26 protein-coding genes are annotated in these 20,242 nt (G+C 37.2%); 10 read left to right on the top strand and 16 right to left on the bottom strand.

Annotation, left to right across the window (positions count from 1 at the left end; all coding sequences use genetic code 11):
- Positions 1 to 7: 7 nt before the first annotated feature.
- The 5 genes from KO521_RS02620 to KO521_RS02600 form a co-directional block, all read right to left on the bottom strand.
- The gene (locus tag KO521_RS02620) at positions 8 to 364 is read right to left on the bottom strand and encodes a DUF805 domain-containing protein (protein WP_215938349.1); all 357 of its coding nucleotides are present in this window, start codon (positions 362 to 364) and stop codon (positions 8 to 10) included.
- Between the two features lie 154 nt (positions 365 to 518).
- Positions 519 to 1,571, bottom strand: a complete 1,053-nt coding sequence (locus tag KO521_RS02615) for a glycoside hydrolase family 5 protein (RefSeq protein ID WP_215938348.1) — start codon at positions 1,569 to 1,571, stop codon at positions 519 to 521.
- A gap of 160 nt (positions 1,572 to 1,731) precedes the next feature.
- Positions 1,732 to 2,844: a peptidylprolyl isomerase gene (locus KO521_RS02610; protein ID WP_215938347.1), complete on the bottom strand. Its 1,113-nt coding sequence runs from the start codon at positions 2,842 to 2,844 to the stop codon at positions 1,732 to 1,734.
- A 49-nt stretch (positions 2,845 to 2,893) separates the two neighbouring features.
- Entirely contained in the window at positions 2,894 to 3,439 is a 546-nt protein-coding gene (gene gldI / locus KO521_RS02605; RefSeq protein ID WP_215938346.1) for a gliding motility-associated peptidyl-prolyl isomerase GldI, read from the bottom strand.
- Positions 3,436 to 4,452 carry a DHH family phosphoesterase gene (locus KO521_RS02600; protein WP_215938345.1) on the bottom strand — a complete coding sequence of 339 codons (1,017 nt, stop codon included), beginning with the start codon at positions 4,450 to 4,452 and terminating at the stop codon, positions 3,436 to 3,438. The genes gldI and KO521_RS02600 overlap by 4 nt, the downstream gene beginning before the upstream one ends.
- 78 nt (positions 4,453 to 4,530) lie before the next feature.
- Between KO521_RS02600 and KO521_RS02595 the strand changes: the two genes are divergently transcribed.
- Together KO521_RS02595 and KO521_RS02590 are read left to right on the top strand one after the other, a co-directional pair.
- A complete protein-coding gene (locus KO521_RS02595) occupies positions 4,531 to 5,580 on the top strand; it encodes an alkaline phosphatase D family protein (RefSeq protein WP_215938344.1) in 1,050 nt (349 codons plus the stop codon).
- A gap of 48 nt (positions 5,581 to 5,628) precedes the next feature.
- Positions 5,629 to 6,045 (top strand): nucleoside-diphosphate kinase, encoded by a 417-nt coding sequence (locus tag KO521_RS02590; RefSeq protein WP_215938343.1) that lies wholly within the window; start codon positions 5,629 to 5,631, stop codon positions 6,043 to 6,045.
- Between the two features lie 57 nt (positions 6,046 to 6,102).
- Here the strand turns inward: KO521_RS02590 and KO521_RS02585 are convergent, their stop codons facing one another.
- From KO521_RS02585 to recF, 3 genes are read right to left on the bottom strand one after another with little or no spacing between them, the layout of a single operon-like run.
- Positions 6,103 to 6,399: a DUF721 domain-containing protein gene (locus KO521_RS02585; protein WP_215938342.1), complete on the bottom strand. Its 297-nt coding sequence runs from the start codon at positions 6,397 to 6,399 to the stop codon at positions 6,103 to 6,105.
- Between the two features lies 1 nt (position 6,400).
- Complete coding sequence (locus tag KO521_RS02580) at positions 6,401 to 6,820, bottom strand: hypothetical protein (protein ID WP_252729826.1); 420 nt, start codon at positions 6,818 to 6,820, stop codon at positions 6,401 to 6,403.
- Between the two features lie 14 nt (positions 6,821 to 6,834).
- Positions 6,835 to 7,914 carry a DNA replication/repair protein RecF gene (recF, locus tag KO521_RS02575; protein WP_215938341.1) on the bottom strand — a complete coding sequence of 360 codons (1,080 nt, stop codon included), beginning with the start codon at positions 7,912 to 7,914 and terminating at the stop codon, positions 6,835 to 6,837.
- 115 nt (positions 7,915 to 8,029) lie between these two features.
- Between recF and KO521_RS02570 the strand changes: the two genes are divergently transcribed.
- The 7 genes from KO521_RS02570 (at position 8,030) to KO521_RS02540 (ending at position 14,276) form a co-directional block, all read left to right on the top strand.
- Positions 8,030 to 8,797, top strand: a complete 768-nt coding sequence (locus KO521_RS02570) for a tetratricopeptide repeat protein (RefSeq protein WP_215938340.1) — start codon at positions 8,030 to 8,032, stop codon at positions 8,795 to 8,797.
- Positions 8,797 to 9,279, top strand: coding sequence for a 6,7-dimethyl-8-ribityllumazine synthase (gene ribH / locus KO521_RS02565; RefSeq protein WP_215938339.1), 483 nt, complete (start codon positions 8,797 to 8,799; stop codon positions 9,277 to 9,279). Before KO521_RS02570 ends, ribH begins: the two co-directional genes overlap by 1 nt.
- Before the next feature lie 209 nt (positions 9,280 to 9,488).
- Positions 9,489 to 9,788, top strand: a complete 300-nt coding sequence (locus tag KO521_RS02560) for a riboflavin synthase subunit beta (RefSeq protein WP_215938338.1) — start codon at positions 9,489 to 9,491, stop codon at positions 9,786 to 9,788.
- Positions 9,788 to 11,638 carry a DNA mismatch repair endonuclease MutL gene (mutL, locus tag KO521_RS02555; protein WP_215938337.1) on the top strand — a complete coding sequence of 617 codons (1,851 nt, stop codon included), beginning with the start codon at positions 9,788 to 9,790 and terminating at the stop codon, positions 11,636 to 11,638. Before KO521_RS02560 ends, mutL begins: the two co-directional genes overlap by 1 nt.
- The gene (locus tag KO521_RS02550) at positions 11,639 to 12,382 is read left to right on the top strand and encodes a rhomboid family intramembrane serine protease (RefSeq protein WP_215938336.1); all 744 of its coding nucleotides are present in this window, start codon (positions 11,639 to 11,641) and stop codon (positions 12,380 to 12,382) included.
- A 1-nt stretch (position 12,383) separates the two neighbouring features.
- Positions 12,384 to 13,250, top strand: a complete 867-nt coding sequence (locus KO521_RS02545; protein WP_215938335.1) for a rhomboid family protein — start codon at positions 12,384 to 12,386, stop codon at positions 13,248 to 13,250.
- Between the two features lie 3 nt (positions 13,251 to 13,253).
- Positions 13,254 to 14,276: an endonuclease/exonuclease/phosphatase family protein gene (locus KO521_RS02540; protein ID WP_215938334.1), complete on the top strand. Its 1,023-nt coding sequence runs from the start codon at positions 13,254 to 13,256 to the stop codon at positions 14,274 to 14,276.
- Here KO521_RS02540 and KO521_RS02535 read toward each other — a convergent pair.
- The 8 genes from KO521_RS02535 to KO521_RS02500 form a co-directional block, all read right to left on the bottom strand.
- Positions 14,259 to 14,579: a DUF6122 family protein gene (locus KO521_RS02535; RefSeq protein WP_215938333.1), complete on the bottom strand. Its 321-nt coding sequence runs from the start codon at positions 14,577 to 14,579 to the stop codon at positions 14,259 to 14,261. The genes KO521_RS02540 and KO521_RS02535 overlap by 18 nt on opposite strands.
- A complete protein-coding gene (locus KO521_RS02530; protein WP_215938332.1) occupies positions 14,572 to 15,201 on the bottom strand; it encodes a WbqC family protein in 630 nt (209 codons plus the stop codon). Before KO521_RS02530 ends, KO521_RS02535 begins: the two co-directional genes overlap by 8 nt.
- A 23-nt stretch (positions 15,202 to 15,224) precedes the next feature.
- On the bottom strand, positions 15,225 to 16,001 hold the full coding sequence (locus tag KO521_RS02525) for a sulfite exporter TauE/SafE family protein (RefSeq protein ID WP_215938331.1): 777 nt from the start codon (positions 15,999 to 16,001) through the stop codon (positions 15,225 to 15,227).
- The gene (gene moeB, locus KO521_RS02520; RefSeq protein WP_215938330.1) at positions 15,985 to 17,058 is read right to left on the bottom strand and encodes a HesA/MoeB/ThiF family protein; all 1,074 of its coding nucleotides are present in this window, start codon (positions 17,056 to 17,058) and stop codon (positions 15,985 to 15,987) included. Before moeB ends, KO521_RS02525 begins: the two co-directional genes overlap by 17 nt.
- Positions 17,055 to 17,651 (bottom strand): NTP transferase domain-containing protein, encoded by a 597-nt coding sequence (locus KO521_RS02515; protein WP_215938329.1) that lies wholly within the window; start codon positions 17,649 to 17,651, stop codon positions 17,055 to 17,057. Before KO521_RS02515 ends, moeB begins: the two co-directional genes overlap by 4 nt.
- A complete protein-coding gene (moaC, locus tag KO521_RS02510; RefSeq protein ID WP_215938328.1) occupies positions 17,635 to 18,108 on the bottom strand; it encodes a cyclic pyranopterin monophosphate synthase MoaC in 474 nt (157 codons plus the stop codon). The genes KO521_RS02515 and moaC overlap by 17 nt, the downstream gene beginning before the upstream one ends.
- Positions 18,109 to 18,236: 128 nt before the next feature.
- The gene (locus KO521_RS02505; protein ID WP_215938327.1) at positions 18,237 to 18,479 is read right to left on the bottom strand and encodes a MoaD/ThiS family protein; all 243 of its coding nucleotides are present in this window, start codon (positions 18,477 to 18,479) and stop codon (positions 18,237 to 18,239) included.
- A gap of 48 nt (positions 18,480 to 18,527) precedes the next feature.
- Positions 18,528 to 19,328: a DUF6503 family protein gene (locus KO521_RS02500; RefSeq protein WP_215938326.1), complete on the bottom strand. Its 801-nt coding sequence runs from the start codon at positions 19,326 to 19,328 to the stop codon at positions 18,528 to 18,530.
- A gap of 62 nt (positions 19,329 to 19,390) precedes the next feature.
- On the opposite strand from KO521_RS02500, the gene KO521_RS02495 reads away from it, so the two are divergent.
- Complete coding sequence (locus KO521_RS02495) at positions 19,391 to 20,203, top strand: TrmH family RNA methyltransferase (RefSeq protein ID WP_215938325.1); 813 nt, start codon at positions 19,391 to 19,393, stop codon at positions 20,201 to 20,203.
- The last annotated feature ends 39 nt before the right edge of the window (positions 20,204 to 20,242 follow it).

Here is a 20,242-nt window from a genome sequence, read left to right as displayed (position 1 = left end):
ACTTAAACTAGACCTTTTGCAAAGTTGGCTCTTCTTCAGCTTTTGGATTTGCCCCATATTGGTTATCACCTGGTTCGCTATCCGTACAAGCCAAAATAAAACTATAGATAGGCACCAATAAAAACCATCCACTTTTACCTACATCATGCATTCTTCGTACACCTACCGCGATAGTAGGAATCAAAACACCTAATAAATAGATTACGGACAAGAACAACAGGGCGGGAACCTCCATAACAAAGGCTAAAATTTGCAAACCATAAGCAATTGCTAAATTGATAAGGCTAAACATCCAATATTCTTTTCTTCTGGCGCGGCCTTCAAATCCGGCATAATTTTGTAATACTTTTAGGTACCAATTCATAATTTAAGATTTAGGGTTAACTACTTATGAATGATACAAACGAGCATACTCCTGATGTATTATGATTTTTTAGATGAACTACATGAAAATCGATAAAAATAGATTATTCATAAAATCGTGTAGGCCCTCAGGTTGAGATATAGATGGTTTGAATTTACTTAAAGGATTGGTTTTTCTCTAACATTTCATCTTTAACCATCTGTCCGGACTGTGTAATTTCGCTTTCCTGCCATCCTCCTAGTCCACTGGCACCTGGTTTTAATGCAGCTGAATTCTCTTCTTTATCAGCCACAGACCAATTGCACCAAGAGATGTCATTAGCATCTAAAAATGTCCACCACTCCTCTACCGAGGTTATATCTATCGCACCATCTCCTGTATACTCAGTAACGCCATATTCGGTAACAAATAAAGGCACATCATTGTCTAAAGCTGTTTGTGCGGCATTACGCAAATCCTCTTTATGAGTTGATGCATAATAATGTAATGTATATATAATGTTAGGGTCATTAAGCTTGTTTCCTATAACCTCGGACACACCTTGAGACCAGTTGCGCGTACCACAAACTACTATATTGTCCGGGTCATACTTTCTGATTTCTGTAACTACCTCTTCGTGATACGGTTTTAAAACACCTTCCCATGATACATCTAAAGGCTCGTTATAAGTTTCGTAAATCAGGTTAGGATATTCCCCATATTTCTCTGCTACTTCAGCAAAAAAGATCTTAGCTTCCCCCACGTAATCCTCCGCATGATGACTATGCCAATCTACCAGAACATAAATCCCTTCTTCAATTGCCGCATCTATAACCTCAAATACTTTAGCTTTTTCAGAAGCTCCATTAGTCAAATAACCACCATCATCCTCAACACCCATTGCAACCCGAATAATGGTAACATTCCAATCTTCCTTTAACCATTTTACAGTTTCTTTAGTATAGTACTGTCCCATCCATTGACTCCAAAACAAAGACATACCTCGCAATTGTACTGGATTTCTATCCTTATCCACCATATGATTTCCCTCAACACTTAACTGCCCATGTTTTTCTACGACGGTGCCGATTATTGTTTCTTCAGGAACCTCAACTTCTTCTTTTTGAGATTCTATCTTTTCTTTAGCTTCAGAAACCTCATCCGATTTAGAGCTACATCCTATAAATACAATAAAAACAAGTGTAAAAACGAACTTAACCAACTTCATATTTTTATGTTTTATGGTATTGGTATCTAGGGTTACTGAATAAATATCTGAAGATACAACCTAGAACCTAATCGATTTTTTTAATATAATCATAAAATTTTAAAACTATCAGGTATAAAAAAACCCGCATATAGCGGGTTTTTACTTTTTAAAATCGTCATTACTCCACCTCTCCTGTTATCTCAAGGTCAAATACCAAATCTGCACTTGGCGGTATTGGGCCTGTACCCTGCGGGCCGTATCCTAAATGAGAAGGAATGAAAATTCTTGCTTTATCACCAACGTTCATATTTAATAAACCTTCTTTGAAACCAGCTATTAAACTAGCGTCAGGGCTATAAATCATTGGAATTGGCTCATATCCCCCTCCTTGCTTTCTTCTTTCATCAAATTTCTGGTATTTGGTAGCTATATCCTCGTAGTTACTATCAAATAAAGTTCCATCTTCTAGGTACCCAGCATAATACACCAACACTTGACCGCCAATAGAAGGTTTCTTACCTTCGCCTTCTTTTAACGTCAATATTTTAAGACCGCTAGGCAATTCTTTTGCCTTTGCTTTTTCACCTTCCAACGCCGCTACGAAATCTGTTTTCATTTTTTCAAAGGCTGCGATTTTCGCTTCTTCCTCTGCAAAATAATCTGTCATCACCTGAACGGCATCAAATTTCTTGGCCGCTTTTCCATTCCGAACTATCTCTACGCTATTCATTACCACATCTACCAAAGGTTTGTCCTGTGATGCCGCGTCTTTTGAGGTCTCTACAGTTGCAATTGAATCTACAACATCCATCCCTTCTACTACATGACCGAACACGGTATGTCTTCCATTTAAAAACGGGGTTTCTTTGTGTGTTATAAAAAACTGGCTTCCATTTGTAGTCACTCCAGAATTTGCCATAGACAAAATCCCTTTTTTATCGTGAACCAATGAATCATTAAATTCATCCTTAAATTTATACCCAGGATTACCGCGACCTGTTCCTGTAGGGTCTCCACCTTGAATCATAAAATCTTTAATGACTCTGTGAAAAATAAGACCGTCATAAAATTTCTTCCCTTTTAGACTATCTGATACAAACGGACTATCCCCTTCCGCCAACGAAATAAAGTTGGCTACGGTAACGGGTGTTTTTTCATACTCTAACTGAATAATGATATCACCTTTACTGGTATGTATATCGGCAAAAATGCCATCACCCAATTCTGCATACTGACTTTTACAGCTAGCTAATAAAATTACTAGGGTCAATAAGTAATAGACTTTTTTCATGTTTTAATCCTTTGTTTTATATGTTACTTTTATTATTTATTAGGCAATCTTACTCTGCTAACTTTTCTTCTTTTTCAATTTTAAAAATCGATAAAGTAACTTTGAACGGTACGTTTATTCCAATCTTATCGTTATCACCATGATAACCATACCCTAAAGATGACGGAAAAAGAAAAGTGCCTGTCTCGCCTTCTTTTAACATCTTAACGCTGTTTCTTAAACCAGGAAACAAATCTTGCTTATCTACCTTATAGGTAAGTGTACCAATATCATCCATACTATAAATAGTATCATTCTTTAGGCCAACAACATTATAGGTCATTACCACTAGATCATCTGGTTGTGGTGTATAAGCAGCTTCTTCATTCTTAACATCATAGTAATACCATGACCCACTGGCCGAATGAGTATACTCATGCAACGAATCATTGGCCATTACATCTTTCATTAGCTTTTCTTCTTTAGCCAAAAGTTCTTTGCTGCGTTTAACGGACTGTTTAAAAAAACTGCCCGACTTAACTTCAACCGGTCTTCTTGCTTCCGGTCCGCCACAACCTACCAATGTTATTAAAAAAATAAGACTTAAAATTCTCATGCTTGTAATTGGTCTTGATGATTTTCTAAAAGTGATTCAAAATAAACAGCAGTATCCTCTAGTGATCTGTCGCTTTTTCCACCTGCAGCGTTATTATGTCCACCGCCCTCAAAATAGGTTCTAGCAAATTCATTGACATTAAAATCTCCTATTGACCTAAAGGATATTTTTATAATTCCCTCTTCCTTGTTTTCTATAAAAATAACAGCAAAGATAATACCTTCAAGAGTAAGTCCGTAATTTACGAAACCTTCTGTATCTCCTTTTTGGTACTTGTATGTATCTAACTCTTCTTGACTTAATGTAATATAAGCTGTCCTGTACTTGTCATGAATAACCATGTTTTTAAGGGCGCATCCTAACAGGTGCAACCTTCCAGGTGTATTGGTATCATAAACCCTATGGTGTATTTGAGTATTCTCTGCTCCTTTATCTATTAAATCCGCAATTATACGATGTGTTCTGCCGGTTGTAGACCTAAACTTGAATGATCCTGTATCTGTCATAATACCAGTGTAAAGGCAATTTGCCATATCCGCCGTTATTTTGTCCTCATCACCCAAAAATTCAATAAAGTTGTAAACCATCTCGCAAGTAGAGCTCATTTTTACATCTGAGTACATAATCTCTGCGTAGTCCGACGGTGCTTGATGATGGTCAATCATAACAAAAGGAACCGTTAAGTCTTCCAAAACGGATTGCATCTGCCCTATCCTACCCAAATGATTGAAATCTAAAGTAAAAACCACCGTTGCTTCAGCTATTTTCTCTTTTGCTTGCGAATTATGCTTTTCAAAATTTAATATATTCTCGTTACCGGGTATCCATTTTAAAAATTTAGGATAGTCATTAGGTGCAACTACAACAGCCTCCTGCCCTTTATTTATAAGGTAATGGCATAAAGCCAAAGTAGAACCAATGGCATCACCATCTGGGTTTTTATGCGGTACGATTACGATTTTTTGCGGTTGGGAAAGTAGTTGCTGAACCGCTTTTATAGACTCCAAATTCATGCATGCAAAGATACAATTTAATAACGTAGTGTTTTAAGGCAAAGTCTTATTTTTGCAGTAAGATTTTAAAACCAATATATGTTCAATAAATACATTGCCATCTGCTTATTGGGTCTTATCATTTCCTGTAAAACCCAAAAACAGCCTGAACTAACGGTAAAAACAACGGTGGCAACCACCTCCCCTAAAGCTGATTTTACATTGGCATTCGGTTCTTGCAACAAGCAAGATGAAGTAAACTTACTCTGGGACGATATTCTTAAAACCAAACCTGATGTTTGGGTTTGGGGAGGCGATAATATTTATGCGGACACTGATAATATGAGGCGATTACGCGCTATGTATGCCCAGCAGAACGCTATAGAAGGATACCAAAACCTTAAAACCAAGGTGCCAGTAATAGGTACTTGGGACGATCATGATTACGGATTAAATGATGGCGGGGTTGATTTTAACAAAAAGAAAGAAAGCCAGCAAGAATTCTTAGATTTTATGGGAGTCGATATAAATGACCCTAGAAGAGTGCAAGAAGGGGTTTATACATCACATACCTACAACACGCCACAAGGAAGTATAAAAATATTGGTATTGGACACCAGGTATTTTAGAACTGACCTTACTCCAGATACGGAAACAAAAAAACGTACCATTCCTAACGACTATGGTGTAGGTACTATTCTTGGCACAACGCAATGGAATTGGCTAACCGAAGAACTCAAAAATTCAACTGCCGATTTTAACGTCCTAGTAAGTAGTATTCAAATATTATCTAATGAACATGGGTTTGAAACCTGGGGCAATTTCCCCCATGAAGTAGATAAACTGAAGAAACTAATTGTTGATTCCAAAGCAAAAGGTGTTATAATACTCTCTGGAGACCGTCATATCTCTGAGTTCTCTAAAACCGAAATAGCCGGAGTAGACTACCCCTTAATAGATTTTACCAGCAGTGGCCTAACACATACCTATACGAAATTCAATGGCGAGCCCAATCCGTTTAGGGTGGGCGACGTTGTTTTCACTAAAAGTTTTGGACTAATTAAATTCAATTTTAAAACTAAAGAAGCGCAAATGCAAATGATCGGGAACGACTTAAAAGTGATGGGCGAACTACATCAAACCTATTAAAAGTTGCCGATTGTTGAATAAAGCGTATTTTTGCAAAAAATTATTACAATGACAAATAGAACATTTACGATGATCAAACCCGATGCAGTCGAGAACGGACACATTGGTGGCATATTGGAAAAAATAACTTCCGCTGGCTTCAAGATCGTCGCCATGAAATATACGCAACTAAGTACAAGAGATGCACAAGCATTTTATGCCGTTCATAGTGAGCGTCCGTTTTACGGAGAACTGGTAGAATTCATGAGCCGTGGCCCTATTGTTGCCGCTATCTTGGAAAAAGACAATGCTGTTGAAGATTTTCGCGCATTGATCGGAGCAACTAACCCTGCAGAAGCAGCCGAAGGAACTATTAGGAAATTATTCGCTACTAATATCGCTGAGAATGCGGTGCATGGTTCAGATAGTGATGAAAATGCAGCTATTGAAGGTGCTTTCCATTTTTCTGGAAGAGAAATTTACTAACAGCTCTTGCGTTTATAGAAAACCTGTAAGCTTCATTTTTTTGAGGCTTACAGGTTTTTATCTTAATACAAGTTTCCGAACTAATTCCTTGCCCAAATCTTCATTGAGCATCTTTACTATCTTAGATTTACCCAAACTCAATTCTTCCCTAAGTACAGAAGATGACAATGCTACAAAAAGGGTGTCTCCCCTAAGCTCTATCTCTGTTGTGTAATTATTTACACCGTTTCCCATAAGATTTCGCCAGGCTTCGCGAGCATCTACCTTATCCATTCCTTTTTGAAGCCTATTCTCCTTGATAAATTCATTAAGGGCTTGGCTCATATTCAGGTTTTCATTTCTTCTTTTTGCCATTCTAGTTGATTGAAATAGGTTCAAATCTTTTGTAATCGTACCGAATACCTTCTTTGTTTACTACGGAAAAAGTAACATCATCCAAATCAACCAACTTCTCTGACCACTCACTTAGCTCCGTTTTATAATTGATTGAAAAATCTTCATCGTTTTTGGTAATCACAAATGCTTCGGCATCATCAGAGGTTTCATAAGTGCCATCCAGCCGAGGTTGCATTTTTTTTCTAAAACCTTTTTTTCCATCGGTAGAAATATAATCTACAGTTGTATTCAACTTATATTCCTTTTTTTGACCATCGGGCAAGGTAACTTCAGTTATTTCCCAATACCCATCAAGCTTATTTAAATCCTGTTCCGAAATGCCAGAAGTACATCCGAAGAACAACCCTATAAATCCTATTAAAAATATCTTCTTCATCATATTTATATCTGCTCCTATAAGTTAAATAATTTATAGGTTTGGTGTATTTGTTTTACAACTTCTTCGGTACGTTCCGCGTGGGTGTCACTAATGAAAATCTGACCGAAATTCTCATTGTTCACCAAAGCTACGATTTGCGACACCCGATGCTCGTCTAATTTGTCAAAAATATCATCCAACAATAAAATAGGTGTGGTTTTAGAACGCGCTTTTATAAATTGGAATTGCGCAAATTTCAAGGCAATAAGAAACGATTTCTGCTGCCCTTGACTTCCGAATTTTTTAATGGGGTGCCCAGCAATCTCAAAACCTAAATCATCTTTATGAACTCCAACGGAGGTATATTGCAAAGCCCTATCTTTTTCTATAGACCTTTCTAAAAGTGTCAGCAAATCATCATTGAGCAACTTGCTGTCATAACTTAGGGATACCTCTTCCCTTCCTCCGGATATAGCTATATATTGCTCTTTGAAAATAGGGATAAAAGCCTCTAGAAAAGAAACCCGTTTATCAAAAATTCTAGTTCCATAATCACTTAGCTGTTCATTATAAACCGCTAGGGTATCCTTATTAAATGTGTGGTTGGCCGCAAAATATTTTAAAAGTGAATTTCGTTGGGCCAAAACCTTATTATATTTTAATAGGTCCTGTAGATAGCTTTTATCCGATTGGGATATGACCCCGTCAATAAACTTCCTCCTGGTATCACTACCTTCTATAATCAAATCCCGGTCTGCTGGCGAAATTATTACCAACGGCAACAAACCTATGTGATCAGACAAGCGGTCATATGCTTTCCCGTTACGTTTAATGATTTTTTTAGCTCCTCTTTTTAAGCTACAAACTACCTTTTCTTCACGGCCATCTTTTTCAAATTCCCCTTCTATTACAAAAAAATCCTCGTCGTGTTTTATGTTCTGTGTGGAAACTGGATTAAAATAACTTTTACCAAACGAAAGATGATACACCGCATCCAAAACATTGGTCTTCCCTACTCCATTGGGCCCTACCATACAATTGATTTTTTTATCGAGTTCAATATCCTTTGAGTCAAAGTTTTTGTAGTTGATAAGGGATAATTTCTTTAAAAACATACGTTATAATTCCAGTTTTGACGGTGCTTGGTTCATAAACCTCAAAAATAACGAATAAATACCCTTTCGGTTTTGGATAAAACCTTTATTTTTGCGCGACCAATAAAATTAGAAAATGGCAACATACAAGAAACGGGGTTTTAAACCAAAAGATAAGGTTGAAGAGCAAGAGTTTACAGAACAAGAAAGCGCAACTGCGGAAGTCTTTAGTACGTTAGATGAAAGTGCTTCTAAAACCGAAGCTTGGGTGGCCAGTAACCAGAATTATATTCTGGGTATAATCGGTGTTGTTGCGGTTGCCGTTCTTGGATATTTGGCATATGCCCAGTTTGTTGTTAAGCCAAAAGAGGCAAGTGCTGCAAATGAAATGTATTATCCTCAACAGTATTTTGACCAAGCACTTAATAGTACAACTGCAAAAGATTCTTTATACAACCTTGCTTTGAACGGTGCTGAAGGAAAATATGGTTTTCTGGATATCATAGACGAATACAGTGGTACCAAAGCAGCTAACCTAGCGAATTACTCTGCTGGTATGGCATATTTGAACATGCAAAAATATCAAGAAGCGATTTCACATCTTGAAAATTTTAGTTCAGAAGATGATATTCTTGGCGCATTGGCCAAAGGTGGTCTTGGAGATGCTTTCATGCAACTAGGTCAACCAGAAGATGCATTAGGGTATTATGACAAAGCAATTGCTCACAGTAGCAACAATTACACAGCTCCAAAGTTTTTATATAAAGCAGGTGTTACGGCACTAGAATTAAATCAAAACGATAAAGCACTAACGTATTTTCAGAAAATAAAAGATGAATACTCATCTTCTGATGAAGCGCGCACAGTAGATGCTTTTATTGGAATGGCTAAAACCAGCAATTAATGGCTACGGCAAATAAAAATCTATCGGTTTACGATAAAACAACAATCCCAAATGCGAAGAATCTTCGGTTTGGGATTGTTGTTTCTGAATGGAACACGGAAATTACCGAAGGCCTATATTCAGGTGCTATTGAGGCACTTTTAGACTGTGGAGCGTTAGAATCCAATATTTTACGCTGGGATGTTCCCGGGAGTTTTGAACTAACTTACGGTTGCAAAAAATTAGCAACTACACAAGAGGTGGATGCCATTATTGCCATTGGCAGTGTGATACAAGGTGAAACCAAACATTTTGATTTTGTCTGTAGCGCTACGGCACAAGGAATAAAAGACCTTAATGTATTGTTGGATACACCTATCATTTTTTGTGTATTAACTGATAATAACATTCAGCAATCTCGAGAGCGCAGTGGTGGTAAACATGGCAACAAAGGTACAGAAGCAGCTATTGCCGCTATTCAAATGGCATGTTTAGGCAAATAATTGCTTTAAACGCCCACAAACTACATTTAAAAATCTTACGAATTAGATAAGGCGTATTTCAAATTTATTACGCAAAACAATTCTTAGCCTGTTATTATACAGAATAGCCTGCGATTTTCACTCCTACATTTTCACTTCTTAGGTAGTGTTAACAAATTTTAGCAGCAGTAACACGCCATATTTTTCGATTTTAAGTAACTTTGACGTTCATGGGAATGCTAAGTAAATTCACACGCTTAAAGCGTAGTAAGAAGTTTGAATACACCCCTCGTTATTATGACGATAAGGGCAAAGGCAATCCGTTCAAAATTGAACCAAAATTCGATCAGTACAGAACCACGTTAAATCCCGCAAGAGGTTTAAAAGGTAAAGTGGGTAGCGCCATGTCCGATATGAAGCGGCAAGGTGACACCAACATTAAAAAACGAATGGCAATCATTTTGGCTATTTTAATATTGATTGTACTTTTTATCATCGATTTTGACATCTCTATATTCTTCCCTAACTAATGGCAGATATCATAAAACTTTTACCGGACCATGTTGCAAACCAAATTGCAGCTGGTGAAGTGGTTCAACGTCCTGCCTCTGTTGTAAAGGAATTGCTCGAGAACGCTATAGATGCAGGTGCTACAACCATAAAACTAATTATCAAAGACGGTGGTAAAGTTCTTATCCAAGTTGTTGATGACGGTCTTGGCATGAGTGCTACAGATGCCAGATTAAGTTTTGAGCGCCATGCAACATCTAAAATTCAAAAGGCGGAAGACCTTTTTAATTTAAACACAAAAGGTTTCCGTGGCGAAGCTTTGGCGTCTATTGCAGCCATTGCCCACGTAGAGATGCAAACCAAACCCGAAAAGGAAGAGTTGGGTACTCATTTAAAAATTGAGGGCAGTAAAGTTATATTTCAAGAAGCCACTGTCACGCCAAAAGGAACCTCTATGGCGGTAAAGAATTTATTCTTTAATATTCCTGCACGCCGTAATTTCCTAAAAAGCAATCAAGTTGAACTTAGACATATTACAGATGAATTTCATAGGGTAGCTTTGGCACACCCGGCTATTACTTTTCACTTTTACAACAACGGAAATGAGCTTTTTAACCTGCCATCTGACAATTACCGTAAGCGGATCGTAAACATTTTTGGCGCCAGAACCAATCAAAAACTGGTTCCCGTAGAAGAAGAAACACCTATTGTGGGCATAAAGGGTTTTATTACCAAACCTGAATTTGCAAAGAAAAGCCGTGGAGAACAGTTTTTCTTTATCAATAATCGATTTATAAAAAGTCCGTATTTACACCATGCCATAGTTGCTGCGTTTGAGGGACTAATAAAATCTGATAGTTATCCTGGTTATTTTCTTTACTTGGAAGTAGACCCAGCATCTATTGATATTAACATTCACCCTACCAAAACAGAGGTTAAGTTTGATGATGAGCATAGTCTGTATGCTATTTTAAGGTCTACCGTAAAACATAGTTTGGGGCAGTTTAACGTTGCTCCTGCACTAGATTTTGAGCACGACCCTAATTTACAGACACCTTATGAGTTCAAAAATAAATCAGTCGTTCAGCCTAAGGTAACGGTAGATTCTGGATTCAATCCTTTTCAGGAGGCCAAAACCAGACCTTCCCCTTCGCGTAGCTATCAAAAGCCAAATACAAAAAGTTGGGAGAGTCTTTATGTGGGCATGGAATCTAAAATGGGTGCTAATGACGATTCTGAAAGCATTAGTTTTGAATCCGATATTATTACAGGCTCTATTTTTGAAGGTGAAAAAGAAACAACAGAAGCCGTAACTACCACCTTTCAGATCAGAAGAAAATATATTGTAACCACTATTAAGTCCGGCATGGTCGTCATAGACCAAAGCCGAGCGCACCAAAGGGTACTTTATGAAAAATTCTTAAAGAACAGCACGGTAAAACAAGCAGTTAGCCAACAACTGTTATTTCCTTTGAATTTATCTTTTTCAAAATCGGAAATCAATGCGCTTCAGGAAATCGAAGATATTTTAGTTTCTATTGGATTTATATTCGAAGAAATAAAAGGCGAGTCTATTACAGTTACCGGTGTTCCCTTATTAGTGGCAGAAAGCGAAGTTGGCATGATATTAGATCAATTAATATCAGACTACCAGCAAGAACTCACAGAAGAAAGCTTTTCGCATACAGATATCCTTTCGAAAACGTTAGCCAAGACTCTGGCGGTCAAAACTGGAGAAACACTGGACAATGTTTCTCAAATCGCCCTTGTAAACGATTTGTTTGCTTGTAAGGAAGCAATGGTAAGTCCGTTTAATAAACCGGTATACATCACCATTACCGAAAATGACATTGATAAAAAATTTATTTAGATGGGAAAACTGACCGAAGCCATAAAACACCTGCTCATAATCAATATTCTGTTCTTTGTGGCTACGTCCTTGTACGGTGATCAGATGTATGAATGGTTTTCTTTATGGTTTCCCAAAAATGAAAATTTTGCTTTCTATCAGATTATAACGCATATGTTCATGCATGGTGGCTTTATGCATATTGCTTTTAACATGTATGCACTATGGGCATTTGGAACACCATTAGAACAAATGTGGGGTAGAAATAAATTTTTGTTTTTCTACTTCTCAGCAGGCCTAGGTTCGGCACTACTCCATACGGGCGTTAACTACTACTACTTTAATGAAGGAATGCAAGCTTTGGTAAGTAGTGGAATGACCGAGAGTAATGTTATGGAAATAATATCTTCTGGGCAATACAGTCCGGATTGGTATAATATCGCATCTAAGAGCACCATAGACAACTTCCTGTCCGCTTACAATACTCCGGCAGTAGGAGCATCAGGGGCTATTTATGGAGTTCTAGTAGCTTTTGGCATGATGTTCCCTAATAGCGAATTATTCTTAATTTTCCTTCCTATTCCCATAAAAGCAAAATATTTCATTCCTGTTCTGATAGGATTGGATTTATTTTCAGGGGTAACAGGTTATGCTATTTTCGGTCAAGGTATTGCTCATTTTGCTCATATTGGCGGTGCATTATTTGGCTTTTTGATGATGTGGTATTGGAAAAAAAATCAGTTTAACAACAACCGCTGGAACTAATATGGCAAACGGAGACTTAAAATATCAATATGCACGATTGAGCGTTTCAGAAAAGCTCATAGCCATTAACGTTATCGTTTTTATCGTCATGGGCCTCATTACGGCACTTATTAGTCCAAGCGTTGAAAATTGGTTTGCCTTGCCCAAAGATTTTTTCGATTTTTTAATGCAACCTTGGTCCATCATAACCTACTCCTTTTTACATGGGGGCATATTCCATATTCTTTGGAATATGTATGTACTTTATGTGGCAGGACGTATTCTGTTAAACCTTTTTGATGGCAGAAGATTTTTGAATATCTATTTTCTAGGTGTTATTTTAGGCGGATTGTTATTCCTTTTGAGCTATAATATTTTTCCAACCTTGATTGGCGTAAATGCCTCCCTCATAGGTGCTTCAGCAGGAGTTATGGCTGTGCTTATTTTTGTATGTACTTACATTCCAAATCAAGAAGTACGCCTTTTCTTTTTTAATGTGAAGCTTTGGCAAATAGGACTTTTTGTTGTTTTGATGGATTTAGTTCAAATCCCGTTAGGAGGAAATATAGGAGGTAGAATTGCGCACTTAGGAGGTGCCCTTTTAGGATATATGTATGTTAGACAACTGTATAACGGACGTGATATTGGGGAAGGATTTTCAAATTTTGTTGATGGTATTTTGAATCTATTCAAGAGAACCGAAAAGAAAGCTCCAATGAAAACAGTTTATAAAAACCAGAAAAAAACTGCTGCAAAACAAGCCACCTACGACAAGCAAACACACCAGAAAAAGATAGATGCTATTCTAGATAAAATCAGCAAATCCGGATATGAAAGTCTCTCCAAAGCGGAAAAAGACTTTTTGTTTAAGGCGGGCAAGGAGGACTAGCGTATGAGAGAATTGTCGTTTTTTAATAAAATTATTTTTTTCTTTAATATTATCTTTGCCGCAGTGCTCCTTATAGCCTGTGCCGTACCCTATCTTTCCCTAGAAACCTTTCCTTTTCTTTCCATTTTAAGCTTAGGTGTCCCTGCGTTAGTTTTAGCAAATACCCTATTTTTTCTCTATTGGTTATTAGGGCTTAAAAAACAAGCATTCACTTCTTTATTTGTTCTAATATTAGGCTATTTTATTCTAGGTACTTTTTTAAAGTTCACACCAAAATCTATTGACTTTCAAAAGGATGAATTAAAGTTGATGACCTTTAATGTGCGTGGTTTTAACAGGTATAAGTTCTTAGACAATGATAGTATTCCTCAGCAAATTGAACGCTTAATCAGAAAGGAGAATCCTGATATACTCTGTTTGCAAGAAGTTGGTTACGATATGCAGGAAGACTACTTGGATTTCCCATATCACTTTTTAAAAAAAATACCTACCGGAGATAAGGTGCATCTGGGTATTTTCTCTAAATATCCAATTGTACATGCGGAAATCATAGACTTTCCCAGCAGCATAAACAATGGTTCTTATGCCGATATTCTGTATAAAGGCGATACGTTACGACTATACAATCTACATATGCAATCGCTTGGAATTACTCCTGGCACGGGAGTTCTGCGGTCACAGTCTTCGGAAAGGCTTCTGAGACGAATGACCAATAAATTTAAAAAGCAGCAAGAACAAGCTCAAATTATAGAGGAACACAAAGCTAGTAGCCCTTATAAAAATCTGGTTTGCGGTGATTTCAACAATACTCAATTTTCCTCGGTCTACCACACCATTAAAGGAGATATGCAAGATACTTTTATTGAAAAAGGCTCAGGTTACGGGCGTTCTTACAACTTCCTGAAAATTCCAATTCGGATAGACTTCATTATGGCCGATTCTAATTTTGAAGTAATGACACATAAAAACTACGATGAAAAGTATTCAGACCATTTTCCCGTAATGGCATCATTTAGATTGAAATAGAAAGAAACAATCCGTAACATCCGCTAAAATATGGATCAACAGAGCCAACCCGTAAATCCTAGTTTTTTTGTAAAAGAACAGTCCAAAATAAATTGCAATGGCCCAGTAGCTATGTAACGGGTGAAAGCCTATACTACAACGGTCTGGGTCAAAAACAGGATTCGCAAGCAAGTGGTCTATATCAATTACAATACCCAGCAATAATATGAGTATCGCCTTTAGACGATATTCTTTATAGCAATACCAGCCCACAAATATGGGTACTAGAAAATGAATACCATAATGCATGATAAATCTAAGCATTCAAGAAATCTAGTTTTTGATTCTTTAAATAACTTAGCGCGTTAGTTCCTTCATTAAAAAGCAAATCCAATATACTGGTATTTTGAGAGAACTCATTTCTATCGGAAAAAACTTGATTATACTCTTGCTGATCAAATGCTAGTTTACCTTTAGGATTCACAAGAAACCTACCGTCATAAATATTACTAGGATTTTTCTCATAAATTATAGTCTTTTCTAATGGCATATCTATCTGAAGACAATCGCAAATCGTATGAATCGTCAGCAAGTTGTAATCTAATAAAAAATCATATCGTTTCTCATAAAGCGGAGCTATCTCATCTTCATAAAATTCAAAAAAAGGTGAGGTTCTATAAGCCGTTTTTAAGGTCCGCCAATGCTGACGTTGCCATTCATACGAATTCTCCAGTTTTACATCCTTATTAAGCCTACCTTGCTTATTACCTACATGTTGAATAGGTATACTTAGCATATGTCTACCACGGTCATTACAGACATAAGCTCTATTGCGATATGTTTGTTTTTGGAAATTATCTTGTACCTCCCAACAAACTTCATGTTGGGCTATTACAGAGAATGTTGCTATATCCGGTACATAGGCCGGGTTTAAAAGAGTTTTCAATGTTATGGTTTTAAAACTGTTCTTTAAAATAATTCTGGGATATATTTTACCAAAATACGAACCCCAACCACAAAAACCAATAAGGCCGTGACCCTTTTGATTCCTTTGGGTGTAAATCTTTTTAAGCTGATGCGTATTCCCAACTGGCCACCAATTAATACGGAAACAACCAGGGCCAGTGTCTCTTTCCAAGGTAAATCCAACATTCCTCCTTGGATTAATCCAGCTAGACCGGAAACGGAGTTTACTAATATGAAAAAACTGGCCAATGCCGCTATTTTAATAGATTTATCCCATTTTAAATGATTTAAGATAGGTGCTAAGAAGATACCTCCACCAATACCTACCAGTCCTGACAAAAGGCCAATGCCCCCTCCTAACACATAGGTTAAGAATCTAGGGTAAGTAGCCACTTTTTCAGATACATCTATTTTTGTCACCGTTTGCGATGCCAAAAAAATAGAGGAAGTTACCAATGACATACCCAATAACAGGAAGAAAACATATTCTTCCAACCGAAACGAGGCTCCTAGAAAAGCCAATGGTATACTTGTTAGTACAAAGGGTAGAAAATCCTTTAACTTGGCATGTCCGTTCCTGAAATATAAAAATGTACTGCCCGAAACTACCACCAAATTACATATCAAAGCAATAGAACGAATAGCAAAAAAACCTCCTAAAAAAAGAGTCAATAACGCCAAATAACTAGAACCGCCACCAAAACCTACGGAAGAATACAAAGTGGCCACAATAAAGAAACCCAAACACAATAGCACCAGGTTCTCAGTACTTAATAGCATGTTTTAAAATTTCGTTCATCCCCCCATCAACATTAATCAACTCAGCATTAGCCCGTGCCTCTTTCAACTTATTAACAGCTTTTTTGCTGCGCACTCCTGACTGGCATACCAGGTATACCGGAACTTCAAATATAATCTCATCTTGTCGTTCCTCAAGCTGCGAAAGGGGTATGTTCTTGGCAAATGACATACTGTTTTTTTCGAATTCTTTAGGCGTGCGAACATCAATCAATTGTATTTCATTTTCTGCTAAAAGCTGAAGAAAATCATCTGATGTAATAGAATTCACAGACACTTCGCAATTAAAATCGTAACTATCCTGAAGCGCTTTTATTTTTGAGTTTTCCGGGTTCAAAGAAAATCTGATTTTCTGAAAACTATTGAACAAGCCATCAAAAAGCAATAATTTTCCATTGAGTACCTCTCCTATTCCCGTAATCATCTTAACAGCTTCCAAAGCTTGGAAATTACCTATAATCCCAGGTACGATTCCCAGAACCCCGTTCTCATTGCAATTAGGTACCTCATCAGCCTTTGGCATTTCTGGAAAAAGACAGCGATAGGTTGGCCCTCCTTCAAAATTAAAAACACTTACCTGACCCTCAAAACTGTGTAAAGCCCCATAAACAAAAGGTTTGTTTAAAATTACACAAGCATCGTTTACCAAATACCGTGTAGGAAAATTATCGGATGCATCAATAACCATGTCATAATCCGCTATAATACGAAGGGCATTTTCTGGAGTCAGATACGTTTCTAAAGAAATGATATCCGTTTCCGAATTCTGTTCTTTTAATTTTTGAGCTGCGGTAACTACTTTTGATTTATTTACATCGGTTTCAGAATACAATACCTGCCGGTGCAGGTTAGATAAGGAAACCATATCATTATCTACAATACCCAAGGTTCCCACACCCATGGCGTTAAGATACGTTAGCACGGGAACTCCAAGTCCGCCAGCACCTACAACGAGTACCTTGGCGGCCTGCAATTTTAGTTGCGCCTCCATACCAAATTCTTTAAGAATCGTTTGTCGGTCGTAGCGTTCTATATTCATTCCACAGCTAGTTTCAATACGGCTTCTTTATATTCCTCTTCGGAATTGGCATTCAAAAGCACGTTAGGATTCGTAGGGAAAACTAATTTCACTTCACTATTTATTAAATATTTTCTAGGACAGGTACCGTTCCCGTTTGCCAGATAAGAAAGGCTTTCTTCAAAAGCCTTTGGCTCCCATATAGCACAAAGAGGTTCAGGTAATGGATCTTCCTTTTGGGCAAATGAAGTTGCTACCTTATTTGGGTCTCGAGCAGCTATTAACTCTTGCAAAGCTAATAGGTCCATTAGAGGCAGGTCACAGGCCAAAACCAACCACGCAGCATCAGGATGTTTTGCGTGTGCAGATAAAAGTCCGTTGTAGGGTCCTCTAAATTTATCCTCATCTATAATCACCTCTATATTATCTTCAATTTCATTCTGCTGCTCTGGTCTAATGCTCATAAATGTTTTATCACATACACGACCTAATAGATTATATAAATAATCCCGTTGTGGCATACCGTGATACGGAATCAACCCTTTATCTTTTCCCATGCGAGTGCTTTTACCACCAGCAAGCACTAAGCCATATATTTTAGGACCTATAATCATTCTTTCCTCCTGTTTTTTCCTTTAACTGAATATTCGTAATCTTTATATCATGGGAAAGTGCCTTGCACATGTCATAGATAGTTAATGCGCTAACGGACACCCCTGTTAGTGCTTCCATCTCAACCCCTGTTTTTTCAGTACATTTAACGGTGCAACTAATCTCCAGAGCCTGACCTTTAGGTTCTATATTAACATGTACTTTTGACAGATTTATTTGATGGCAAAGCGGAATAAGTTCCGATGTTTTTTTTACCGCTTGAATACCCGCAATAACCGCCGTTTGAATTATACTTCCTTTTTTACCCAAAAAATCTTGACCAGCCAACGTTTCAAAAACGTCCTTAGGAAATTCAACCCGGCCAAAAGCCCTAGCTGTTCTAGCTGTTACTTTCTTATCGGACACATCTACCATTGCCGCGTTTCCAGAGGCATCTATATGTGAGAGCTTTTTTTCCATGAATTTATACTACAATTGAAGTATTTGATTTGGCGAAAACACTATTATTTTTTTCTCGACTTCTATTTATCCAGAACATCCTGGCTAACTCTATTTTGTATATTTATACAACTAATTTCTTGTTTATATTACCCACCGCTAACTGGGGGAATGACAGCTATTTCGTCACCTCTTTGCAAGCTTTTACCATCTTGAGCATACTCACTGTTTACAGCTATTGCTAAAGAAGAAAGCTTCCCGAAATCCGGAAAGCTATTATTTAGTTTTTGCTTTAATTCCAAAACCGATTTGGGTACCTCATCACCTTCCTCAAAACGAAAGGATGACCTACCTACTATATCTTTAGCTATACCAAATAATAAAATCTCCATATTCAAATAAAATTTAAAGATACAAGGTACTTAAAAAATTAGGAACCTTTATGGGTTTATGATGACTTTTGCATTTTTAGGAACAGCATAAAAACTCGCCGGTTTTGAGGTTTCCACTAGTGTACTATTCTCAAAATTAGCGGTATTTTTCACCTCTTTTATTGATTTACCGTCATTTACGTACCAAGTAATGGATTTTGGCAACTTTACGCCATTAACATCTTCCCAATCATTATAACGAATAAAGCTCAGTTTGTCTGATTTCTCATTCGATCCATACGTAAATGTATAGGCCAACCATGCCATTTCGTAGGTTTTTGGGTCATAGTATAAATAGTAGTCATCCTTAGATGATGCCCCAACCCCGTTATTATAGGATATTTTAACTCCTGGGTAGCCTTTACCTTCATACTCTAAGTCTTCCGTAGTGGTATAGTTTATTCCCGAATCTGCTAAAACAAATGGCATAGCATAAAAGTAAAACATTAGGTTATGGTACAATGAAGCATTCCCTTTATAAGCCTTTTGCTCATCCAATAGCCAAACATTATTTCCATCAAAGCCAATGGTGGCAGGTGCTATTTTGATTTTATCTTTTCTTGAATATAAATCTACCGTATGTATTTCATTTCCCTTTGGCTTTACCAAATCAAAACTTAAAGTTCTTTTTGTTCTCCAGTTCTTTAGGCCTCCATGTGCATCAAAAATTTTATTCAGTGCTTCAGGGTACGGGCTGCTTTCTTTAATAATTTCTGTTTCTGATTCGTTTTTTAGAGATGCACTTTGCTTTGGTGCTTCTTTACATTTCGTTAATGCCAAGGCCAATAAAATCGTAATAAATAATTTCATGCGTTTGTTTTTAGTTTTAGGTACATGGGTCGAACAATTCCACTTTTATTTACATTTGCGATATGCACAGCACCAAGCAAATCTCTAGCTTACAAAATTCACTGGTAAAGAAAGTACTACTTTTAAAGGAGAAATCCAGAGAACGTAAGAAAACCGGACTTTTCATTATTGAAGGTATCCGAGAAATTCAATTGGCCATAAAAGGAGGTTATAATTTTGAAATGGTTTTTTTTTATTCAGAGTTAATCAATGAAGATGCCATCTTTTCTCTTTTACAAAACAGCAAATCCGCTCCCGATTATATAGAAATAACCAAGGATATTTATCAAAAACTAGCATACAGACAAACTACGGAAGGTGTTTTGGCCATTGCAAAAGAGAAACCCACATTGTTGAGCGAATTATCTTTAAGAACCAACAATCCGCTTATACTAGTGGCTGAGGCCCCAGAAAAACCGGGTAACATTGGCGCTCTTCTACGCACGGCTGATGCTGCAAATCTTGATGCGGTTATCATAGCTAACCCTAAAACAGACCTATACAACCCTAATATTATACGGTCTAGTGTGGGTTGTGTTTTTACCAATAATATAGCCATGGGCAGCACCTCTGAAGTTATTCAGTTCCTAAAAAGAAAGAATATAAATATCTATTGTGCAGCCCTTTCTGCTTCCGAGAGTTATATTAAAACCGATTTCAACCCCGGCTCTGCTATCGTGGTTGGAACAGAAGCAGACGGACTTTCAGAAGATTGGCTCAATAACTCAAAACAAAATCTAATCATACCTATGCAAGGTGAGATAGATTCCATGAACGTATCTGTGTCAGCAGCTATTCTTATCTTTGAGGCTAAAAGACAAAGGAATTTCCAATAAATTTTGTTTTTTTCACCATACCAACCCCAACATTTCTAA

The sequence above is a fragment of the Zobellia uliginosa genome (assembly GCF_018860745.1).
GTDB lineage: Bacteria > Bacteroidota > Bacteroidia > Flavobacteriales > Flavobacteriaceae > Zobellia > Zobellia uliginosa_B.
This window is presented reverse-complemented; position numbering and strand designations above follow the sequence as displayed.